This is a genomic window from Sphingomonas sp. LHG3406-1, assembly GCF_029637485.1.
In the GTDB taxonomy this organism is placed as follows: Bacteria; Pseudomonadota; Alphaproteobacteria; order Sphingomonadales; family Sphingomonadaceae; genus Sphingomicrobium.
In genome coordinates this window covers 742761-757657 of record NZ_CP069128.1, presented here as the reverse complement: position 1 = coordinate 757657, position 14897 = coordinate 742761, and the positions used below count along the sequence as shown (strand labels likewise).

Below are 14897 nucleotides of genomic sequence, written 5' to 3'. Positions count from 1 at the left end.
TCCGTCGGCGAAGTCATGCTCGATACCGTTCAATATGTCCTCGGCCTGTTGTCGGGTGGCCTTGTCGGTTTCACCCTTGGCCTTGTCGGCGGTGGCGGATCCATTCTCGCGGTTCCGCTGATGGTCTATCTCGTTGGGGTCCAGAGCCCGCATGTCGCAATTGGCACAAGCGCGCTCGCCGTGGCGGCGAATGCGGCGGCGGGGCTGGTCAACCATGCCCGCGCCGGTACGGTGAAGTGGCGCTGCGGGCTCATGTATGCCGGTGCAGGCGTGATCGGCGCCACGTTCGGTTCGACCGCCGGCAAGGCTTTCGACGGCGAGAGGCTGCTGTTCCTCTTCGCAATCGTGATGATCCTAGTCGGAATTCTGATGCTTCGCCGCCGCAAGCACGAGGGCTCAGCCGATGCGAATTGCAACCGCGGCAATGCCGGCAAGGTCCTTGGAGCCGGACTTGGCACCGGAGCTTTCTCCGGCTTCTTCGGGATCGGCGGCGGCTTCCTCATCGTGCCCGGCCTGATCGCCTCGACGGGCATGCCGATGATCAATGCTGTCGGCACCAGTCTCATGGCCGTCTCCGCCTTTGGCCTGGCCACCGCCGCGAATTACGCCTTCTCGGGCCTTGTCGACTGGGTGCTTGCGGGCATGTTCATCGCCGGCGGCGTGATTGGAAGCTTTGCCGGCACGCGCGCGGCCAAGCGTCTGTCGGGCTCGGGACAACTGAACAGCATCTTCGCCATGCTCATCTTTGTGGTGGCGGCATACATGATCTGGAAGAGCGCAGGCGCGGCCTTCTAATCGGTGGCGAGACGAGCGAAGAGGCTGGGTTCCGTTTCTGTTTTTCATTGAGGAACGGCGCCTTGTCCAGCCGGGGAGCAGGCTATCCGCCGCCGGGGTTTTTGCTGCCCGTGGTAGGCGCCTCGAGTGAAGCCTCGCCGCTGCGCAGGCCGCGGTTCCAGTCGACCCGGTAAAGGTCGAAGCGGCGGTCAGCGAGGTTGCGGACGGTGCCCTCGGCTCGGGCCCAGGTGAGATCCGCAAGGTTCACGTCGGCGATCGTCAACGTCTCGATATTCTCGCTCGCCTCGGCGGCGATGCCATCACGCGCGAACGGGAAGTCGCACGGGGTGAGGATGCAGGACTGGGCATATTGAACGTCCATATTGTCGACGCCCGGCAGGTTGCCGACGTTGCCCGACAGCACGACGAAGCACTGGTTCTCGATCGCGCGCGCCTGCGCGCAATAGCGCACCCGCATGTAGCCCTGCCGGTTGTCGGTGCAGAAAGGCACGAAGATGATCCGCGCTCCTTCGTCGACCAGGCGACGGGCAAGTTCGGGAAACTCGCTGTCGTAGCAGATGAGGACACCGATCGGACCGATGTCGGTCTGGATGACGTCGACGCTGCTGCCGCCCTTGATCTTCCACCAATAGGCCTCGTTGGGGGTGGGGTGGATCTTCTCCTGCGCGTGAACCGAACCGTCGCGCAGGCAGACATAGGCGACATTCTGGACACTTCCGTCGGCGGTCCGCGTCGGGTGCGATCCGCCGACGATGTTGATGTTGTAGCGCAGCGCCATGCGCGAGAGTTCGGCGACGATCGGCGCGCGATGCTCGGTCATCCGGTCGATCGCCCCCATCGGCGTCAGCTTGTCGGTCTCGAACGACAGGAGTGACATGGTGAACAGTTCGGGGAAGACGATGAAGTCAGCCCGGTAGTCGGCGGCCACGTCGACGAAATATTCGACCTGGCGGACGAACTCCGCGAAATCCTTCACGGCACGGGCCTGTAGCTGGACGGTTGCCAGCCGCACACTCTCCACGCCGCGCGGCACCCGAAACGACACCGGCTCGTTCGGGTCGACGTAGGGATTTCGCCACATCATGTGCGCGGCATAGCCGTCCGACGGCTTGTCGAACGGCAGATAGGCAGGAAGAACGCCGATCGGCCGAAAGCCATTGGCGAGCTGGAAACCGATCACGGGATCGCGGAGCTTGCCCTCTTGAACCTGGGCGAGATATTCTTCCGGACTGCCGACCTTGCGTTTGGCCTTGGCATAATTGGGCATCCGTCCGCCGAACACGATTCCGCGAAGCTCCAGCCGTTCGGCAAGAGCGCGGCGGGCATCGTAAAGGCGCTTGCCGATACGAAGGCCGCGCTGGCGATCGTCGACCGCCATCTCGGTCCCGTAGAGCCAGTCGCCGGTCGCATCGTGGCGGCTTCCAAAGCCATTGCCGGTGATCGTCGTCCAGTCGTGCGGCGCAAGGGCGATGGCTTCGTCGATCCGGGACGACGCGCAATAGCCGACGATGGTCCCTTCGAGGACAGCGACGAACTGGCCTTCCAGGAAATTGTTGATCTGCCCGAGGATCTGGCCGGCGCTATAGTTGCCGAAGCCGGGATAGGCCCGGCTGATCAACGCCAGGATTGCCGGAACGTCTTCGGCCTTCGCCGTGCGAACCTCGAGGCGCGCCGGGCTCTTGCTGCTTTCGGCTGCCCTGGGCTTTGCTGCGCGTGCCATCTTTGGCCGGTCTATCGGCGGTTCTTGCGGGCGGCATATCTCGCATCGCGAGCGAGCTTGCGCTCTTCCTCGGTCGGCTCGGGCTTGATCGCCGCCAGCCGAGCAGCTTCCGCTTCTTCCTGTGCGGCCTTCTCGTCGCGGGCCGCCTGTTCGGCGGCCTCTTCAGCGGCCTTGCGACTGGCGCGCTTCTCGGCGTCGGCGGCCTCGCGCCTTTGGCTGGCGAGCAGGCGCGCTTCCTGAGCTGCCGGATCGATCGGCGGCTTGGATCGAAGCTGTTCTAGCTTCTCCTGCTTGGCCTTGGCCGCCTGCGCGGCGCGGTCCTGGTGCGTGAAATTCTGGTAGGTCTTCATAGGGCGATGCTTATCTCGGTTCGGGACGTTCGGATTGAACAGGCGGCAAACGCACCAGGACGCCACAAGCACCAGCCGTGGCTGCTTCTTGTGGCGTCCTGGTTGGCAATGACGGTGCCATCGTGACGCAACGGGCGGCGAACGCCAGGTGAGCAGTTCGCTTATGCCGGAGACCCCGACGGCGCCGGCGATCAGCCCGCCTTGAGGTTGACCGCGCTGGTCTTGCCGCGCTTGTCGTTCTCGAGATCGTAGGAGATGCGCTGCTCCTTCTCGAGCGAGTGCATCCCGGCCGCCTCGACAGCGCTGATGTGGACGAACGCATCCCCACCGCCGGCTTCGTTGGTGATGAAGCCGTAACCCTTGGCATTGTCGAAGAATTTCACGGTGCCTGCTGGCATAAGTATTTCCTTGATTGTGAGCAGCAGAAAGCAGCTGCCCTTCAGCTTTGAGAAGCTAATCGAAGGAACGTGCACGCGGAGTGCCATAGGACGACGAAGTTGCGACTGAAGCGATGCCTAGTGTAGCTCATCGCCATCTGGAAAGCCAGCCGCTCTTCAATCATCAAAAATGGCGGACTTAATTGGCATGGATCTGGAGACGCTCGCCCCTCATCTCTTTGGCGAGCGCCACTCGGCGCAATTTTTCGAAATGATGTCCGCAGGGCCTCCGGACCGGCCTTCTCCAGTGCGCCGGCCGCGACCTCACCGGGGGATCAGGATGGCAATGGCGCCTTGTCATCGAGCATCAAGCGCAGTGGCAGTGACGCGATCACCGGATGGATAGCCAGCGGTCTAGCCCGCCACCAGCAACCGATACGCCGGAGGCAATCATGAAAGAACGCCCACGTGGAGGGGACGCTCCTGTCGATGATGTCTTTGGCCTGCTGGAGCACGCCGGGTAAGTGTGCGGTTTCTTCCTGCCCAGCGAGAGGAAGAATGCGGCTGTCGTGCGGACCCGGTAGGTGGCGCACCCGACAGGATTCGAACCTGTGGCCTCTGCCTTCGGAGGGCATGCCGAGGCCCCAATACGGAGTGCGCTCGACCTGCTTTTCCTCACAATTTCGGCGGAACATGCCGTGAATCGACGCGGGTAGCACGACTGATGCTCGACTCCTCGTCATCGACCCAGCTTCTCGACCATCAGTTCCAGCGCCACAGAGGCGGGGCCGGTTATCGCAACCTCCCCGCTTTCCCAGCGCCGGACAGTGCGGCCACCGTCTTTGCCTAGACGCAGTGCCTCGGCCAATCCCCTTGCGGAGAGGCCGAGGGCGGTGCGGTGGGCGCGGACTTCAGCGGGGGTCATTTGCCCTCCTGCGAGAGGGCGGCGCGGGCCTCTTCCACAGCCCAAGCATCGATGCCGCTAATCTGCTCGCCCTTGATGTTGGCTTCGATAGTCATGCCGCCGACCCCGCACCCCGGCTTAATTGAGCGACGACCATTGTCGCAGGCCGCAACTAGGCGTGTCAGCGCCTCTCTAAGCCGCTCTCTGTCGGCGTGTATTCGGTCGCACCGCCGCCGAAGGCCGAAGCCGTCCTCGCTGCCAATCATGCTCATCGCCTCGACGCCTCCTGCATAAGAGAGATGACGCGCCGCAGACCATCTTGTCGCCCGCGTCTATAAAAGTCCGTGTCTGCGGAAAGGCGCCAACAACCTCCGCGATGAGGGCATGGGCATCGCGCGCCCAGTCGGACCTCACTCCGCGCCCTCTTCCTGCGGCCGCTTCGTGTCGATCGCGTCGGCGAGGTCGGGGTGGTTGGCCTTCAGCCAGCCGATCGTCTCTTCGGCGCGGGCGAAGAGCGCGCGGACCTTCTCGACGCTGTCGGCGCGATTCACGCGGTTGAGGAAGTCGTTCGCCCAGGTCTCATATTCGGCGCGGGTGTCTTCGGCCGGCGGGGTGGGGGCGGCTTGGTGCTGCTCCATCACCAGCGGCATGACCCTGTGAGGTTTGCGGCTGCCCTTGGTCGCGGTCAGCGCCAGTTGCTCGCCGCGCTCGATGTGCGACAGGTGGCTGATCCGGATCCCGCCGACTTCCATGCCCCCCCACTTGACGGTGGGGTCGGTGTAGAGGGTCAGCTCGACCTCGAACGCAAACGAGAGCAGGCGCGACTGCTGCACCGTCTCCGCGCTGATGCCGATCTTGGCGGCGCTGGCCGGGTCCAGAGCCCAGTTGCCGGTCGCTACCCAGTCGCTGAGCTTGCCGCCCGCCGCTGCAACCTCTGCGGGTCCAGCGCCCAGCGCCACTATGGCCGCCTTCAGGGCAAACATCAGAAGGAACGCCATGCCGAAGGCGAGCAACGGGCGGATGGGCGACCGTCGCTGGAAGGCGCCGACTGCAAGGATCAGCGCCGTCGCGACGGGCAGGGCGCCCGTGAGGAACTCGAAGGCGGCGACCAGCGCACCCAGCACGGCGCCGCTACCCTCGCTGAGCGGGCGGCGGCTCCAGTAGAGAAGCGCCGCAAGGATCGAGATGTCGGCGGGCGCGAAGGACAGGGACCAGCCGAAAGAATGCAGCCCGGTAAAGCACAGGGCACCGGCACCGAGCGCCACGAACGGCGGGTTGCGGCTCGCCATCAGCGCGACACAGAGCGCAACGGCGACCCCATAGAGCAGCATGGTGGCGGCGCCGAACGGAAGGATTGCAAGAAGGAGGCCCGCCAAGGTCCAGTAGCCGTGGACATAGCGATGGTAGGGCGTCTGAGGCGCGTCGGGATTGTCGATGGACCCGACCATGTTGCGGCACATGGGATTGTGCTCGGGCGCGGGTGTCGCCGCCCTGCTTGGCGAGATCGCACTCCGCTTCAGCAGGAGCATGGAGACGATCAGGCAATCATTGTGGTTGTAGCGTGGCGAGGCGAACTCTTGGCCGATCGGGATCGTCACCCTGGGGAGCGCGCCCGATGAAACAGCCTCTCTGGCGACCTCGCGATATCGCTCCTGAGGGACCAACAAGAGCAGGGCATTTAGGGCCATGAGAATGGCGGTAAGTCCGGCTGCGGCGGCGAATACCCAGCCTGCCCAAGACACGCGCGACAGGAGCGACATTCGTTCTTACCGAGGCACCGGCAGGTAGCGGAAGGCCGCAATCGCAAGCAGGACCAGCGCCAGACACGCCAGCGCGAAGGGCCAGTCTCGCCGCGACCACTTCTTGATTTCCCATCGGACTCGCCGCCGCACCCATCTCATGACCGCCTAGTCCCGCACTGCCGGGCTGCGGTCAATCCGCCCCTGCGATTCAAGCCGACCCGCTACCAACCCAAGGAGAAAGCATGGCAGCTTTCCCAACCCTGTGCCCTGCGCGTTCCAAGGTGGGGCGGTGACGGGGCTCCTCACTCCGCTGATGCTCGACAAGGTGCAGACCGGCGGCATCTGGACCGTCGTTCTGCTGCTGGCAGTCATCCTCATCAGGCAGATCGGGCCTTGGCGCAAGCAGGCGACCGAGGCTTCCGACAAGCTCATCGAGCAACTCAGTCAGCGCGAAGCCAGCCTTACCGAGCGGGTCGACAAGCTGGAGGCAGCGCTGAAGCAGCAGCAGAGCATCCACGACGCGGAGCGGGCGCTGGACCGGCACCGCATCAACAACCTCACCGCCTGCCTCGATTCGCTGCTCCTCCTCCTTCAGGCCGCGCCGGAGAAGGCCGCGCAGCATGTCGAGAAGATCAACAGCATGCGGAAGCGGCAACAGCTCGCCGAAGCCGAAGAGAAGGGCCTGATCGCGGCGGCGAAGATCGTGGCTTCCGAGCCGCCGGAGGAGGGGCAGTGAACCCGCGCGACCTCCAGCAGTGGCTCGTCGAGAAGGGCCAACCGATCGCGGTCGACGGCGATCCCGGGCCGCAGACCAGGGCCGCGCTCGTCAACGCTTTCGTCAACACCTGCGCTCCAGCCGTGACCGACGAGGACGTCTCCGCCATCGCCCTTCGCCTCGGTTGCGCTACGCGCCAGCTTCGCGCGGTCGCCAAGGTCGAAAGCGGCGGCACGGCCTATGACGCACAGGGCCGGCCCATGATCCTGTTCGAGCGCCACCTGTTTCACCGCTTCACCAGCGGCGAGCATGGGCTGGACGACTTCAGCAATCCCAAAGGCGGCGGCTATAACGAAGACAGCTGGGACAAGCTGGCCCGGGCCGCCTGCCTCAACCCGTTGGCTGCCTTCGCATCCGTCTCCTGGGGCCGGTTCCAGGTGCTCGGCGCCCACGCCGGAACGCCTCGCTATGCCCGCTTCCTCGACCTCGGTTATTCCTCGCCGCTCGAACTTGCCTATTCCACCGTCACGGGGGAGGCGGCGCATTATGAGCTGCTGTCCCGCTACATCGAAGCGGCTGGACTGAGGGGCGCGCTGCGGAGCCTGTCGACCAATCCCGCCGACTGCCGGCCCTTCGCTAAGGGCTACAACGGCCCGAGCTATGCGAACTTCCGCTACCATGAGAAGCTGGCCGACGCGATGGGGTCGCCGCGGTGACTTGGTTGCGCTCCCTCGCCGCGCGTGACCTTCGCGCCCTTATCGCCCTCGTCGCCTCGATCGGCGGCGGCATCGCCATGACCCTCTTCGCCGTCTGGGTGACGTGGATCCTATGGAAGGGGCCGTGGGCCGCCGGGACCGAGATCGCCCGCATCGACAAGCTGGGCCTCGCGCTCATCCTCATCCTGTCGATCAGCGGCATCACCCTCGCCAGCTACGGCCTCGCCATCAACAAGCGAACGCTGAAGCTCGGCAAGGACGGGTTCGAGGCGAGCGGCGGGGAGGACGCGCCTGCGGCTGCCCAAGCCGTCGCCAGTGCTGCAGCGGAGAAAGCCGAGGAGATTGCAGGAGGGAGGCCATGACTTACCACGCCGTCGGCCAGCCGGTTCGCCTGCCTGGCCAGTCTTTCGAGGATCACCAGCGCGACATGGCTCGATGGATGGGCTGCTCGGTGGCCGAGATGAACACGGCGCACGACGGGCTTCACGCCGAGCTGTGCCAGTGGATGGGCTCGACCAGCTTCTCGCTCCTCATGGCGCAAGGCGTCGAACTTTCGCCGGAGCGCCGCGCGATCGCCGGCCTCGAGGAGGCCGCGGTCCTTCACGTCCAGCGCTGGCTCCAGGCGCTCAAGAACTCAGGAGAAGAAGCATGGATAGCCTTCTGAAGAAAGTCGTCGACGCCTTCCGCCGCAAGCGCTGGCTTTACCGCTCGAGCGTGACGGGCCGCTATGTGTCCAAGGCGTTCGCCGAGGCTAATCCGTCCACGACCTACCGGGTGCGGGCAGCATGATCGCCGCCCTCGTCGCGCTGGTCGTCAAGGCCGGCATCCCCGCGCGCTTCGCCAAGCCGGTCCTGATCGGGCTGGCGGTCGTCCTGCTCATCGCCGCGCTCGGCATCGGGAAATGCAGCTACGACCGAAGCGTCATCCGGAACCACACCGCGAACGAGCGCGCCGCCACCGCCGAAGCCGACCGCAAGGCCGACACGAGGGCGGCCGACCAGCGCCGGGTTGACGATGCCCGCGCCCACACCGAACGAACGGAGATCACCGATGCAATCGAAGAAGCTCGCTCGACTGGCGCTGATCCCCGCGCTGCTTACTATGAGTGCGTGTCTCGGCAGCAAGCCGCCCGTCGCGACGGCAAGCCACCCGCCGACTGCTGACCTCGCCTGTCCTGCCGAGCCCGATGTGATGGCGCTGCTCCAGCGTGACCCGACCGGGCTCGCGTTCGACGTGGCGGTGCGGGAGGCGGGTGAGGCCTGCCGGCAGTCCCTCGCGCGGGTCTGTCGTTGGCATCAGGAGCGCGGCGCCAAGGTGACGTGCCCTTCGGCGGTGCGGGCACCGGGGAGCGCACCTGGCACATAGCGCTCGACCCGGCCCCTGACCCCCGAGCAGGGCTGGGGGGAAGGATATGTTGGGAAATCCTACAGGGGAAGGGGTCAGCGCTGCCAGGGTCGCAGATCGACCTTCAACCCCAATCGCTCCCACTCCTCAACCGCGCTTGTCTCGCCCTTCAGCACCCGCGCGACGTACCAGCGGACGAACTCCTGCTGCTGGTCGGGGAGGAGCTTGGCGAAGGCGGCGGGGTCGAAGCCGATGCGGAGGATCGAAGGGCCGGTGGCTTGGAGGGTGCTCATGGGCGCCGAATAGCCGCGAACGCACCGGGAACAAAAGAGGGTAGCGCGGACGGAAGCACGGACAGACCATTTTCGGGGCGTGGCGAAAATGGTCGTAACTACTTAGAAAATCATGGCGCACCCGACAGGATTCGAACCTGTGGCCTCTGCCTTCGGAGGGCAGCGCTCTATCCAGCTGAGCTACGGGTGCCTGCCGGTCGCCCTAGCCGCCCCTTCCGGCGCCTTCAAGCCATGACAGCATAGGTGCGTGCAACTTGGTTGGCGCATCGCGACCGACTACCATGCCGACATGACCCGATGCGGACGACAGTTGTTCGCCTCGCGTGGCGACCGTCGCCGCCGGAACGATGCGATCCGCTGCCGCCGTGACGTGCAGCATTGGGCATGAGGGGAGGGACCAAGGCGCGACGCCACCGCAGAACAAGCCTTCCACTAGCTGTTGCGCGGCCGGAAGAGGCAGGGGCTCGCCGCCATTCGCCCAATCCTCAAGCGCCACGAACCGCCGCGCTTCGACCGATCCGTCCGCCATCGAAGCGAAACGGGCGAACTTGGCGACGATCCGCTCAGGATCGATCTGCCAGAAGGCGACCTGCAGCACCTCCATCGGCAGCGAACCAAGGGCGGTCGCAGCCGGCGCGCTCGCCTCCCAGATCCGCAGCAGCCGCTCGCGCGCTTCGGCCGGATAGGCATGGAAGTCCCAAGGCGAGGCAAGGGTCACCACTGCTTCGACGCTTGTACTTCGTCCGGCCGCGGCCAGCGCAAGCGTTCCGCCAAGGCAATAGCCGACCAGCGTGACAGGGCCCTGCCGCGCGATGAGGGGCATCAGCCGCTCCGCCACATGACCATCGAGGTCGAGCGTGCGCCGGCCTGCTGCCTGGCCCCAGTCGAGCAGCAGCACCCGGCGCTTCGTCGCCAGGGCTTCGGCGAGCGACGAGGCAGGATCAAGGTCGAGAATGCCCGGCGGGTTGATGAGCGAGGGCACCAGCACGATCGTTCGCCCGCTTCCTCCGCAGTCGCGCAACGAAGTCGAGCCGGCCGCATCGACGATCGGGCGCTCGTTGATTGCGCTTGCCATTTCGCTGCTCTGGTAGCGCCTGAGGCCATCGAGCGCCGCACGGGCCGATTCAGGCGATCGTAACGCGGTCTGGCGCACCAGCTCCAAAAAGAGAGGCAGCGGCCGTGGACCGCGCGTTTGTTGCGGTGCGGCAGACGGCGGTGCTAGGTCTTGGCCCACTTCGCGAGGACTGCCCCATGACTGCCGCTTCCGACAAGATCACGATCAAGAAATATGCCAACCGCCGTCTCTACGACACCGAGAGCTCGACCTACGTCACGCTCGATCGGCTGGCACAGATGATCCGGGAAGGTCGCGACTTCGTCGTGGTCGACGCCAAGACCGGTGAGGACATCACCCATCAGGCCCTCACCCAGATCATCGTCGAGGAAGAGGCACGGGGCGGCGCAACCATGCTGCCCGCAAGCTTCCTTCGCCAGCTGATCGCGCTCTATGGCAATAGCATGCAGACCATGGTCCCCGGATATCTGGATGCCGCGATGCAGAGCTTTTCCAAGAACCAGGCCGCCTTCAAGGATGCCTTCGGAAGCAATCTCTTTGCCGATCTCGCCAAGCGGCAGATGGCCCTCTTCGAACAGGGAGCAAAGGCCTTCACGGGCGGGACTGCGCCTCGTGCATCCGAGGTCGCCGGCAGCAAGGACGAGGTTGCCGCCCTCAAGGCTGAGCTCGACGCCCTGCGCGCCAAAGTCGACAAGCTCGTTCGCTGATCCATGCTTTACCTGATTCTTGCCTCGCTGCAGGCCATTGTTGCCGCTGCGCCTCCCGTCGCTCCCGCAGACTGGCGGGCTCGACCCACGAACGCCGGCACCTGGACTTGGCGAAATGCGCCCGATGCGAGCGAAGCGATTTTCTCCGATTCGCGCGGACCTCAGCTCGTCATCCGTTGTACGCGAGCCACGCGGCGGGTGAGTTTCTCACGCACCGGGGGCGGCCCCGCTGCCCCGATTCGCATTGCCACCACGAGCAGCGAGCGTGCGCTTCCGCCGGGCAACATGCTGCTTGCGAGCGATCCCTTGCTGGACGCAATCGCCTTTACGCGCGGGCGCTTGTGGGTGGATGTTCAGGGGACCTTGCCGCTGATCCTGCGGTCGGCGGCCGAGCCGGCGCGAGCCATCGAGGATTGCCGACAATGACGATCATTACAAGACTTGAACGAAGCTGATCTTCGCGCATTCTCGGACCTACCAACAACGCAGCGAAAGGAGGTGATCCGATGTCTCATGGTTCAGCTGGAGGCACGGTGAAGTTCGTTCGGGAGACGCGGGGCTGACAAGCTTGCGCTAATGGTCTCCCGGGCTGGAGCTCTCCGGCCGCTGACCATGTCGAAGGGGCCGTCGCTGGTGAGCGACGGTCCCTTTTACGTGTCTGGCGAAGGTGGGCTTGCCGGAACCGTTGCGGCGCTGCATCGTCTATTCCGGCAACGCTTTTCCAACGGGGAGAATATTCGTGGCCAGGGCCAAGACCTCCAAGTCGAACAATCAGGGCGGCAACAGCAGCTTCACCAGTCAGGACGATGCGCTCGGTGCGACCAGTGCCGGCGCAGGCGCCAGCAAGGATGAGAGCAGTGGCGGTGCCGACGATTCGGCCAGCCTCAACGAGACGTTCGACAAGCTCGCCAAGGCGGCGATGAGCAAGGAAATGCTTGCCGCCGGCCTTGCCGCCGCAGCCGCGGCGATCAGCGCGAGCCCGTCGGTGCGACGCAAGATCCGCGACGCGGGTCTCGACGCCGCTGATGGAGCGACGAATGCGGCAAGTGCGATGGCCGCCAGCGTCAGCCGCCTCGGCTCGCTGATCGCCGATGCCGTGGCCGACGCGGCGCAAAAGGTGCTCGGCGGCGGAAGCTCGTCCTCGTCGGGCTCCTCTTCCGCCAAGAGCGGCGGTGCGGCCGGTACCAAGTCCAGTTCTGCTTCGACCGCCAGGCGCAGCGCCGGCCAGCGCACGTCGGCGGCCAAGCCCAAGGCCGATGCCAAGTCGACCAAGAGCGCTTCCGGCACCCGCGCCAAGAAGTCGGGCGAGGTCGGCGAAAAGGCCAGCACGCCCAAGGCGACCGCCAAGCCGCGGCGCGCTGCCGCGAGTCGCACCGGGACGGAGTCCCGCTCGCGTTCGACGACTGGCCGGGGCACGGCGGCACGTCGCGGCGGTGGCCGCAAGCCTTCGGGCGGCGGCGGCAATGGTTCGGGCGGCGAGGGCGGCAACAGCTGACCTCACGCGCAAGGAAAGGGCAGGGCCTTCGTTCCATCGGAGCGGAGGCCCTTTCTCTTTTGGCGAGCCTCTGCCACAGCCTCGCTCCATGAAGCCGCTTGCCGTCGTCATCCTCGCTGCCGGGCAGGGCACCCGCATGCGCTCCGACCTGCACAAGGTCCTTCACCCGATCGCCGGGCGGCCCATGCTGCTGCACCTGCTCGCCACCGTCGACGGCCTCGAGGCCGAGCGGAAGGTCGTCGTGGTCGGCAAGGGCCGGGAGCAGCTCGAGGATGCACTGGCAGGCCACGGCCTGACGCTGGCCGTGCAGGAGGAGCAGAAGGGCACCGGCCATGCGGTGCAGCAGGCCGAAGCGGCGCTTGGCGGCTTCGAAGGCACTGTCCTCATCCTCTATGGCGACACGCCCTGCATCGGGGCCGACACGCTCGCCGCCATGCGCGCCCGGCTCGAAGCGGATGACCGGCCCGGCGTGGTCGTGCTCGCCTCCTGTCCCGACGATCCTGCCGCCTATGGCCGGGTCATTCTCGGCGACGGCGATCGCATCGCCCGCATGGTCGAATATAAGGACGCCAGCCCGGAAGACCGCGCCGTCCGCCTTTGCAACAGCGGCATGATGGCGGTCGGCTCCGCGGACCTGTTCCGCTGGCTCGGGAAGGTCGGCAACGACAATGCGGCTGGGGAATATTACCTTCCCGACATTGTCATGGTCGCAGCCGGGGAAGAACGGCACAGCGTCGCGGTCGAATGTGCTCCGTGGCAGACGGCGGGCATCAACAGCCGCGCCGAACTCGCCGCCGTCGAGCGCGCGTGGCAGCAGCGCCGGCGCGCCCGCGCGATGGCCGATGGCGCTACCCTCATCGATCCGGAGACGGTCTGGTTCAGTGCCGACACCATCCTTGGCCGCGACGTGCTGGTCGAGCCGAGTGTCTTCTTCGGCCCTGGCGTCAGCGTTGCCGACGGCGCGATCATCCGCGCCTTTTCAAATCTCGAGGGCGCAAGCGTCGGCGCCGGAGCCGAAGTGGGCCCCTTTGCACGCCTTCGTCCCGGCGCCGAGTTGGGCGAGAAGTCGAAGGTCGGCAATTTCGTCGAGGTGAAGAAGGCCCGCCTCGGCGCTGGCGCCAAGGCCAACCACCTCAGCTACATCGGCGATGCGGACGTGGGTGCGAAGGCCAACATCGGGGCCGGCACCATCACCTGCAACTACGACGGCTTCTTCAAGTATCCAACGCGCATCGGCGCGGGTGCCTTCATCGGCTCGAACAGCTCGCTGGTGGCTCCGGTCACGATCGGCGACGGAGCGATCGTCGGGGCAGGTTCGGTCGTCACGCGCGATGTCGAGAAGGACTCGCTCGGCGTCACCCGCGCTGAGCAGAAGCAGCTCTCCGGCTGGGCCCGGCACTTCCGCGAGCGGCAGAGCGCTAAGAAGGGCGGCGCCGGAGAGCGCTAGCGCTGCCTAGTTGGCGGCAGCGGTCTTCTTCTCCTCGTTTCCGTCCTTGTCCTTGTCTTCCTTGGCGACATAGGCCGGCTGCAGCTTCAGGCTCTTGCCGCGCTTGTCGAAGTCCTCGCGGGTCTGGGTCGAAAGGTTGGGCCGCCCGACCATGAAGCCCATGGAGATGGCGCAGCGGACATAGCTCGTCTCGCCTTCCTCGACATTGACCTTGAGCTTGTCCGTCGCTTCCGACTTGACCGAGAACTCATGCACCCCCGGCGCTGCCTGGTGGACGAAATACTTGCCCGGTGGGAGCCGGTTGACGACCTCTCCATTCGCATGGACCCGGCAGCTGATCGCCGCGCCCATGACCGACGACCGATAGAAGACGATCTGCCCCATGCCGGGTGGCGGCGGCGCGATGGTCGGCGCCGCCGCAACAGGCTTGCTGTCCTGCATCGATGCGGCAGCGGCCGGAACGCTGGCAAGCATCACCAGACTTGCCGCAATCACGAGTTTACGCATTCATTGTCCCCCTTGTTGAGAAGCCGAGCTGTTCGTGTGTCCGCTCAGGACCGTGTCGCTCACCACCACCGCGTTGGCGTGAGCGCCGGGAGCGATCGTGACGTTGCCGCCGGAGATGAGCATGCCGGGCAGGCCGACCAGGGCCGTGGCCATGAAGGCAGCTCCATCATTGCCCTTGCCGCTGCTCGCCCCGAAACGGAATCGCTTCATCGGGATACGTGACCCGCGCACGTCCAGGTCGCGTGCAGCGAGCGTCAGCTCTCCGGCCTTGCCCATCATCCGGGCAGGGCTGGCCTGGATGACTTCGGCCACGAACAGACTTCCCTTTGGGATCAGCAGTTCGCCCTGCGAACCTCGCACATCCTCGACGGTCCGGAGCTTGACCCGGTCGCCGGAGCTATTCGTCTTGCTGCTGACGGGATCGATGAACTCGAAGTCGATCCGTAATCCGCCCGGAACCAGCCTCGTCGTCGGCTGAGCCATGGCTGACGCGCTGGCCGATACATCCGGCACCACGATGTCAGGCGGTGCCGGTGCCGGCGGCGCTGCAGACACCGGCGATGCGCTCTGCAGCGCAACGAGGAACAGGACCATCACAAGCAAACCCCCCGGTTCGGCGTCAAACCTACAGATCGTTTCACCGTTGAAAAGAGGCAATCTCTTGGCCTTGCCAACGAGGACGGCTAGCGGGGCGGCAGTCATCCGAGGGA

Annotated in this window: 19 protein-coding genes and 2 tRNA genes; 11 read left to right on the top strand and 10 right to left on the bottom strand. The window is 65.7% G+C overall.

The window, feature by feature from the left end; translation table 11 throughout:
- The first annotated feature begins 15 nt into the window (after positions 1–15).
- A complete protein-coding gene (locus tag JOY29_RS03775; RefSeq protein ID WP_300974865.1) occupies positions 16–795 on the top strand; it encodes a sulfite exporter TauE/SafE family protein in 780 nt (259 codons plus the stop codon).
- A gap of 82 nt (positions 796–877) precedes the next feature.
- On the opposite strand, the gene JOY29_RS03770 is transcribed toward JOY29_RS03775, so the two are convergent.
- The 5 genes from JOY29_RS03770 to JOY29_RS03750 all read right to left on the bottom strand — a co-directional run bounded on the left by JOY29_RS03770 (position 878) and on the right by JOY29_RS03750 (position 5744).
- The gene (locus JOY29_RS03770; RefSeq protein WP_300974864.1) at positions 878–2515 is read right to left on the bottom strand and encodes a bifunctional GNAT family N-acetyltransferase/carbon-nitrogen hydrolase family protein; all 1638 of its coding nucleotides are present in this window, start codon (positions 2513–2515) and stop codon (positions 878–880) included.
- Between the two features lie 11 nt (positions 2516–2526).
- A complete protein-coding gene (locus JOY29_RS03765; RefSeq protein WP_300974863.1) occupies positions 2527–2865 on the bottom strand; it encodes a DUF6481 family protein in 339 nt (112 codons plus the stop codon).
- Between the two features lie 191 nt (positions 2866–3056).
- Positions 3057–3263, bottom strand: a complete 207-nt coding sequence (locus tag JOY29_RS03760; protein ID WP_300974862.1) for a cold-shock protein — start codon at positions 3261–3263, stop codon at positions 3057–3059.
- Positions 3264–3827: 564 nt separating this feature from the next.
- Positions 3828–3900, bottom strand: a tRNA-OTHER gene (locus JOY29_RS03755).
- A 656-nt stretch (positions 3901–4556) separates the two neighbouring features.
- Positions 4557–5744 carry a hypothetical protein gene (locus JOY29_RS03750; protein ID WP_300974861.1) on the bottom strand — a complete coding sequence of 396 codons (1188 nt, stop codon included), beginning with the start codon at positions 5742–5744 and terminating at the stop codon, positions 4557–4559.
- Positions 5745–6177: 433 nt separating this feature from the next.
- On the opposite strand from JOY29_RS03750, the gene JOY29_RS03745 reads away from it, so the two are divergent.
- Genes JOY29_RS03745 through JOY29_RS03720 form a run of 6 tightly spaced genes read left to right on the top strand, consistent with a single transcriptional unit; the run spans position 6178 to position 8482 of the window.
- On the top strand, positions 6178–6624 hold the full coding sequence (locus JOY29_RS03745) for a hypothetical protein (RefSeq protein ID WP_300974860.1): 447 nt from the start codon (positions 6178–6180) through the stop codon (positions 6622–6624).
- Entirely contained in the window at positions 6621–7319 is a 699-nt protein-coding gene (locus tag JOY29_RS03740) for an N-acetylmuramidase domain-containing protein (RefSeq protein WP_300974859.1), read from the top strand. The genes JOY29_RS03745 and JOY29_RS03740 overlap by 4 nt, the downstream gene beginning before the upstream one ends.
- Complete coding sequence (locus tag JOY29_RS03735; protein ID WP_300974858.1) at positions 7316–7681, top strand: hypothetical protein; 366 nt, start codon at positions 7316–7318, stop codon at positions 7679–7681. The genes JOY29_RS03740 and JOY29_RS03735 overlap by 4 nt, the downstream gene beginning before the upstream one ends.
- A complete protein-coding gene (locus JOY29_RS03730) occupies positions 7678–7983 on the top strand; it encodes a hypothetical protein (RefSeq protein ID WP_300974857.1) in 306 nt (101 codons plus the stop codon). The genes JOY29_RS03735 and JOY29_RS03730 overlap by 4 nt, the downstream gene beginning before the upstream one ends.
- A complete protein-coding gene (locus JOY29_RS03725) occupies positions 7968–8108 on the top strand; it encodes a hypothetical protein (protein WP_300974856.1) in 141 nt (46 codons plus the stop codon). The genes JOY29_RS03730 and JOY29_RS03725 overlap by 16 nt, the downstream gene beginning before the upstream one ends.
- Positions 8105–8482 carry a hypothetical protein gene (locus tag JOY29_RS03720; protein ID WP_300974855.1) on the top strand — a complete coding sequence of 126 codons (378 nt, stop codon included), beginning with the start codon at positions 8105–8107 and terminating at the stop codon, positions 8480–8482. The genes JOY29_RS03725 and JOY29_RS03720 overlap by 4 nt, the downstream gene beginning before the upstream one ends.
- A gap of 276 nt (positions 8483–8758) precedes the next feature.
- Here the strand turns inward: JOY29_RS03720 and JOY29_RS03715 are convergent, their stop codons facing one another.
- The 3 genes from JOY29_RS03715 to JOY29_RS03705 form a co-directional block, all read right to left on the bottom strand.
- The gene (locus JOY29_RS03715) at positions 8759–8956 is read right to left on the bottom strand and encodes a hypothetical protein (RefSeq protein ID WP_300974854.1); all 198 of its coding nucleotides are present in this window, start codon (positions 8954–8956) and stop codon (positions 8759–8761) included.
- 113 nt (positions 8957–9069) lie between these two features.
- Positions 9070–9146: transfer RNA gene (locus JOY29_RS03710), tRNA-Arg, on the bottom strand.
- Between the two features lie 12 nt (positions 9147–9158).
- Positions 9159–10109: an alpha/beta fold hydrolase gene (locus JOY29_RS03705; RefSeq protein ID WP_300974853.1), complete on the bottom strand. Its 951-nt coding sequence runs from the start codon at positions 10107–10109 to the stop codon at positions 9159–9161.
- 98 nt (positions 10110–10207) lie between these two features.
- Between JOY29_RS03705 and phaR the strand changes: the two genes are divergently transcribed.
- From phaR to glmU, 4 genes are all read left to right on the top strand, one after another.
- Complete coding sequence (gene phaR / locus JOY29_RS03700; protein ID WP_300974852.1) at positions 10208–10738, top strand: polyhydroxyalkanoate synthesis repressor PhaR; 531 nt, start codon at positions 10208–10210, stop codon at positions 10736–10738.
- A gap of 3 nt (positions 10739–10741) precedes the next feature.
- A complete protein-coding gene (locus JOY29_RS03695) occupies positions 10742–11164 on the top strand; it encodes a hypothetical protein (protein ID WP_300974851.1) in 423 nt (140 codons plus the stop codon).
- Between the two features lie 313 nt (positions 11165–11477).
- Positions 11478–12233, top strand: a complete 756-nt coding sequence (locus JOY29_RS03690; protein WP_300974850.1) for a hypothetical protein — start codon at positions 11478–11480, stop codon at positions 12231–12233.
- An 88-nt stretch (positions 12234–12321) separates the two neighbouring features.
- Positions 12322–13680: a bifunctional UDP-N-acetylglucosamine diphosphorylase/glucosamine-1-phosphate N-acetyltransferase GlmU gene (glmU, locus tag JOY29_RS03685; RefSeq protein WP_300974849.1), complete on the top strand. Its 1359-nt coding sequence runs from the start codon at positions 12322–12324 to the stop codon at positions 13678–13680.
- A 6-nt stretch (positions 13681–13686) separates the two neighbouring features.
- On the opposite strand, the gene JOY29_RS03680 is transcribed toward glmU, so the two are convergent.
- On the bottom strand, positions 13687–14187 hold the full coding sequence (locus JOY29_RS03680) for a DUF2846 domain-containing protein (RefSeq protein ID WP_300974848.1): 501 nt from the start codon (positions 14185–14187) through the stop codon (positions 13687–13689).
- The gene (locus JOY29_RS03675) at positions 14188–14781 is read right to left on the bottom strand and encodes a hypothetical protein (protein ID WP_300974847.1); all 594 of its coding nucleotides are present in this window, start codon (positions 14779–14781) and stop codon (positions 14188–14190) included.
- Between the last annotated feature and the right edge of the window lie 116 nt (positions 14782–14897).

Excerpts from the sequence above, each read along its gene's own strand:
- JOY29_RS03725 (WP_300974856.1), top strand. The coding sequence starts at position 7,968 with ATGGATAGCCTTCTGAAGAAAGTCGTCGACGCCTTCCGCCGCAAGCGC.
- phaR (WP_300974852.1), top strand. The coding sequence starts at position 10,208 with ATGACTGCCGCTTCCGACAAGATCACGATCAAGAAATATGCCAACCGC.
- JOY29_RS03775 (WP_300974865.1), top strand. The coding sequence starts at position 16 with ATGCTCGATACCGTTCAATATGTCCTCGGCCTGTTGTCGGGTGGCCTT.
- JOY29_RS03680 (WP_300974848.1), bottom strand. The coding sequence starts at position 14,187 with ATGCGTAAACTCGTGATTGCGGCAAGTCTGGTGATGCTTGCCAGCGTT.
- JOY29_RS03765 (WP_300974863.1), bottom strand. The coding sequence starts at position 2,865 with ATGAAGACCTACCAGAATTTCACGCACCAGGACCGCGCCGCGCAGGCG.
- JOY29_RS03720 (WP_300974855.1), top strand. The coding sequence starts at position 8,105 with ATGATCGCCGCCCTCGTCGCGCTGGTCGTCAAGGCCGGCATCCCCGCG.
- JOY29_RS03675 (WP_300974847.1), bottom strand. The coding sequence starts at position 14,781 with ATGGTCCTGTTCCTCGTTGCGCTGCAGAGCGCATCGCCGGTGTCTGCA.
- JOY29_RS03760 (WP_300974862.1), bottom strand. The coding sequence starts at position 3,263 with ATGCCAGCAGGCACCGTGAAATTCTTCGACAATGCCAAGGGTTACGGC.
- JOY29_RS03715 (WP_300974854.1), bottom strand. The coding sequence starts at position 8,956 with ATGAGCACCCTCCAAGCCACCGGCCCTTCGATCCTCCGCATCGGCTTC.
- JOY29_RS03730 (WP_300974857.1), top strand. The coding sequence starts at position 7,678 with ATGACTTACCACGCCGTCGGCCAGCCGGTTCGCCTGCCTGGCCAGTCT.
- JOY29_RS03695 (WP_300974851.1), top strand. The coding sequence starts at position 10,742 with ATGCTTTACCTGATTCTTGCCTCGCTGCAGGCCATTGTTGCCGCTGCG.
- JOY29_RS03770 (WP_300974864.1), bottom strand. The coding sequence starts at position 2,515 with ATGGCACGCGCAGCAAAGCCCAGGGCAGCCGAAAGCAGCAAGAGCCCG.
- glmU (WP_300974849.1), top strand. The coding sequence starts at position 12,322 with ATGAAGCCGCTTGCCGTCGTCATCCTCGCTGCCGGGCAGGGCACCCGC.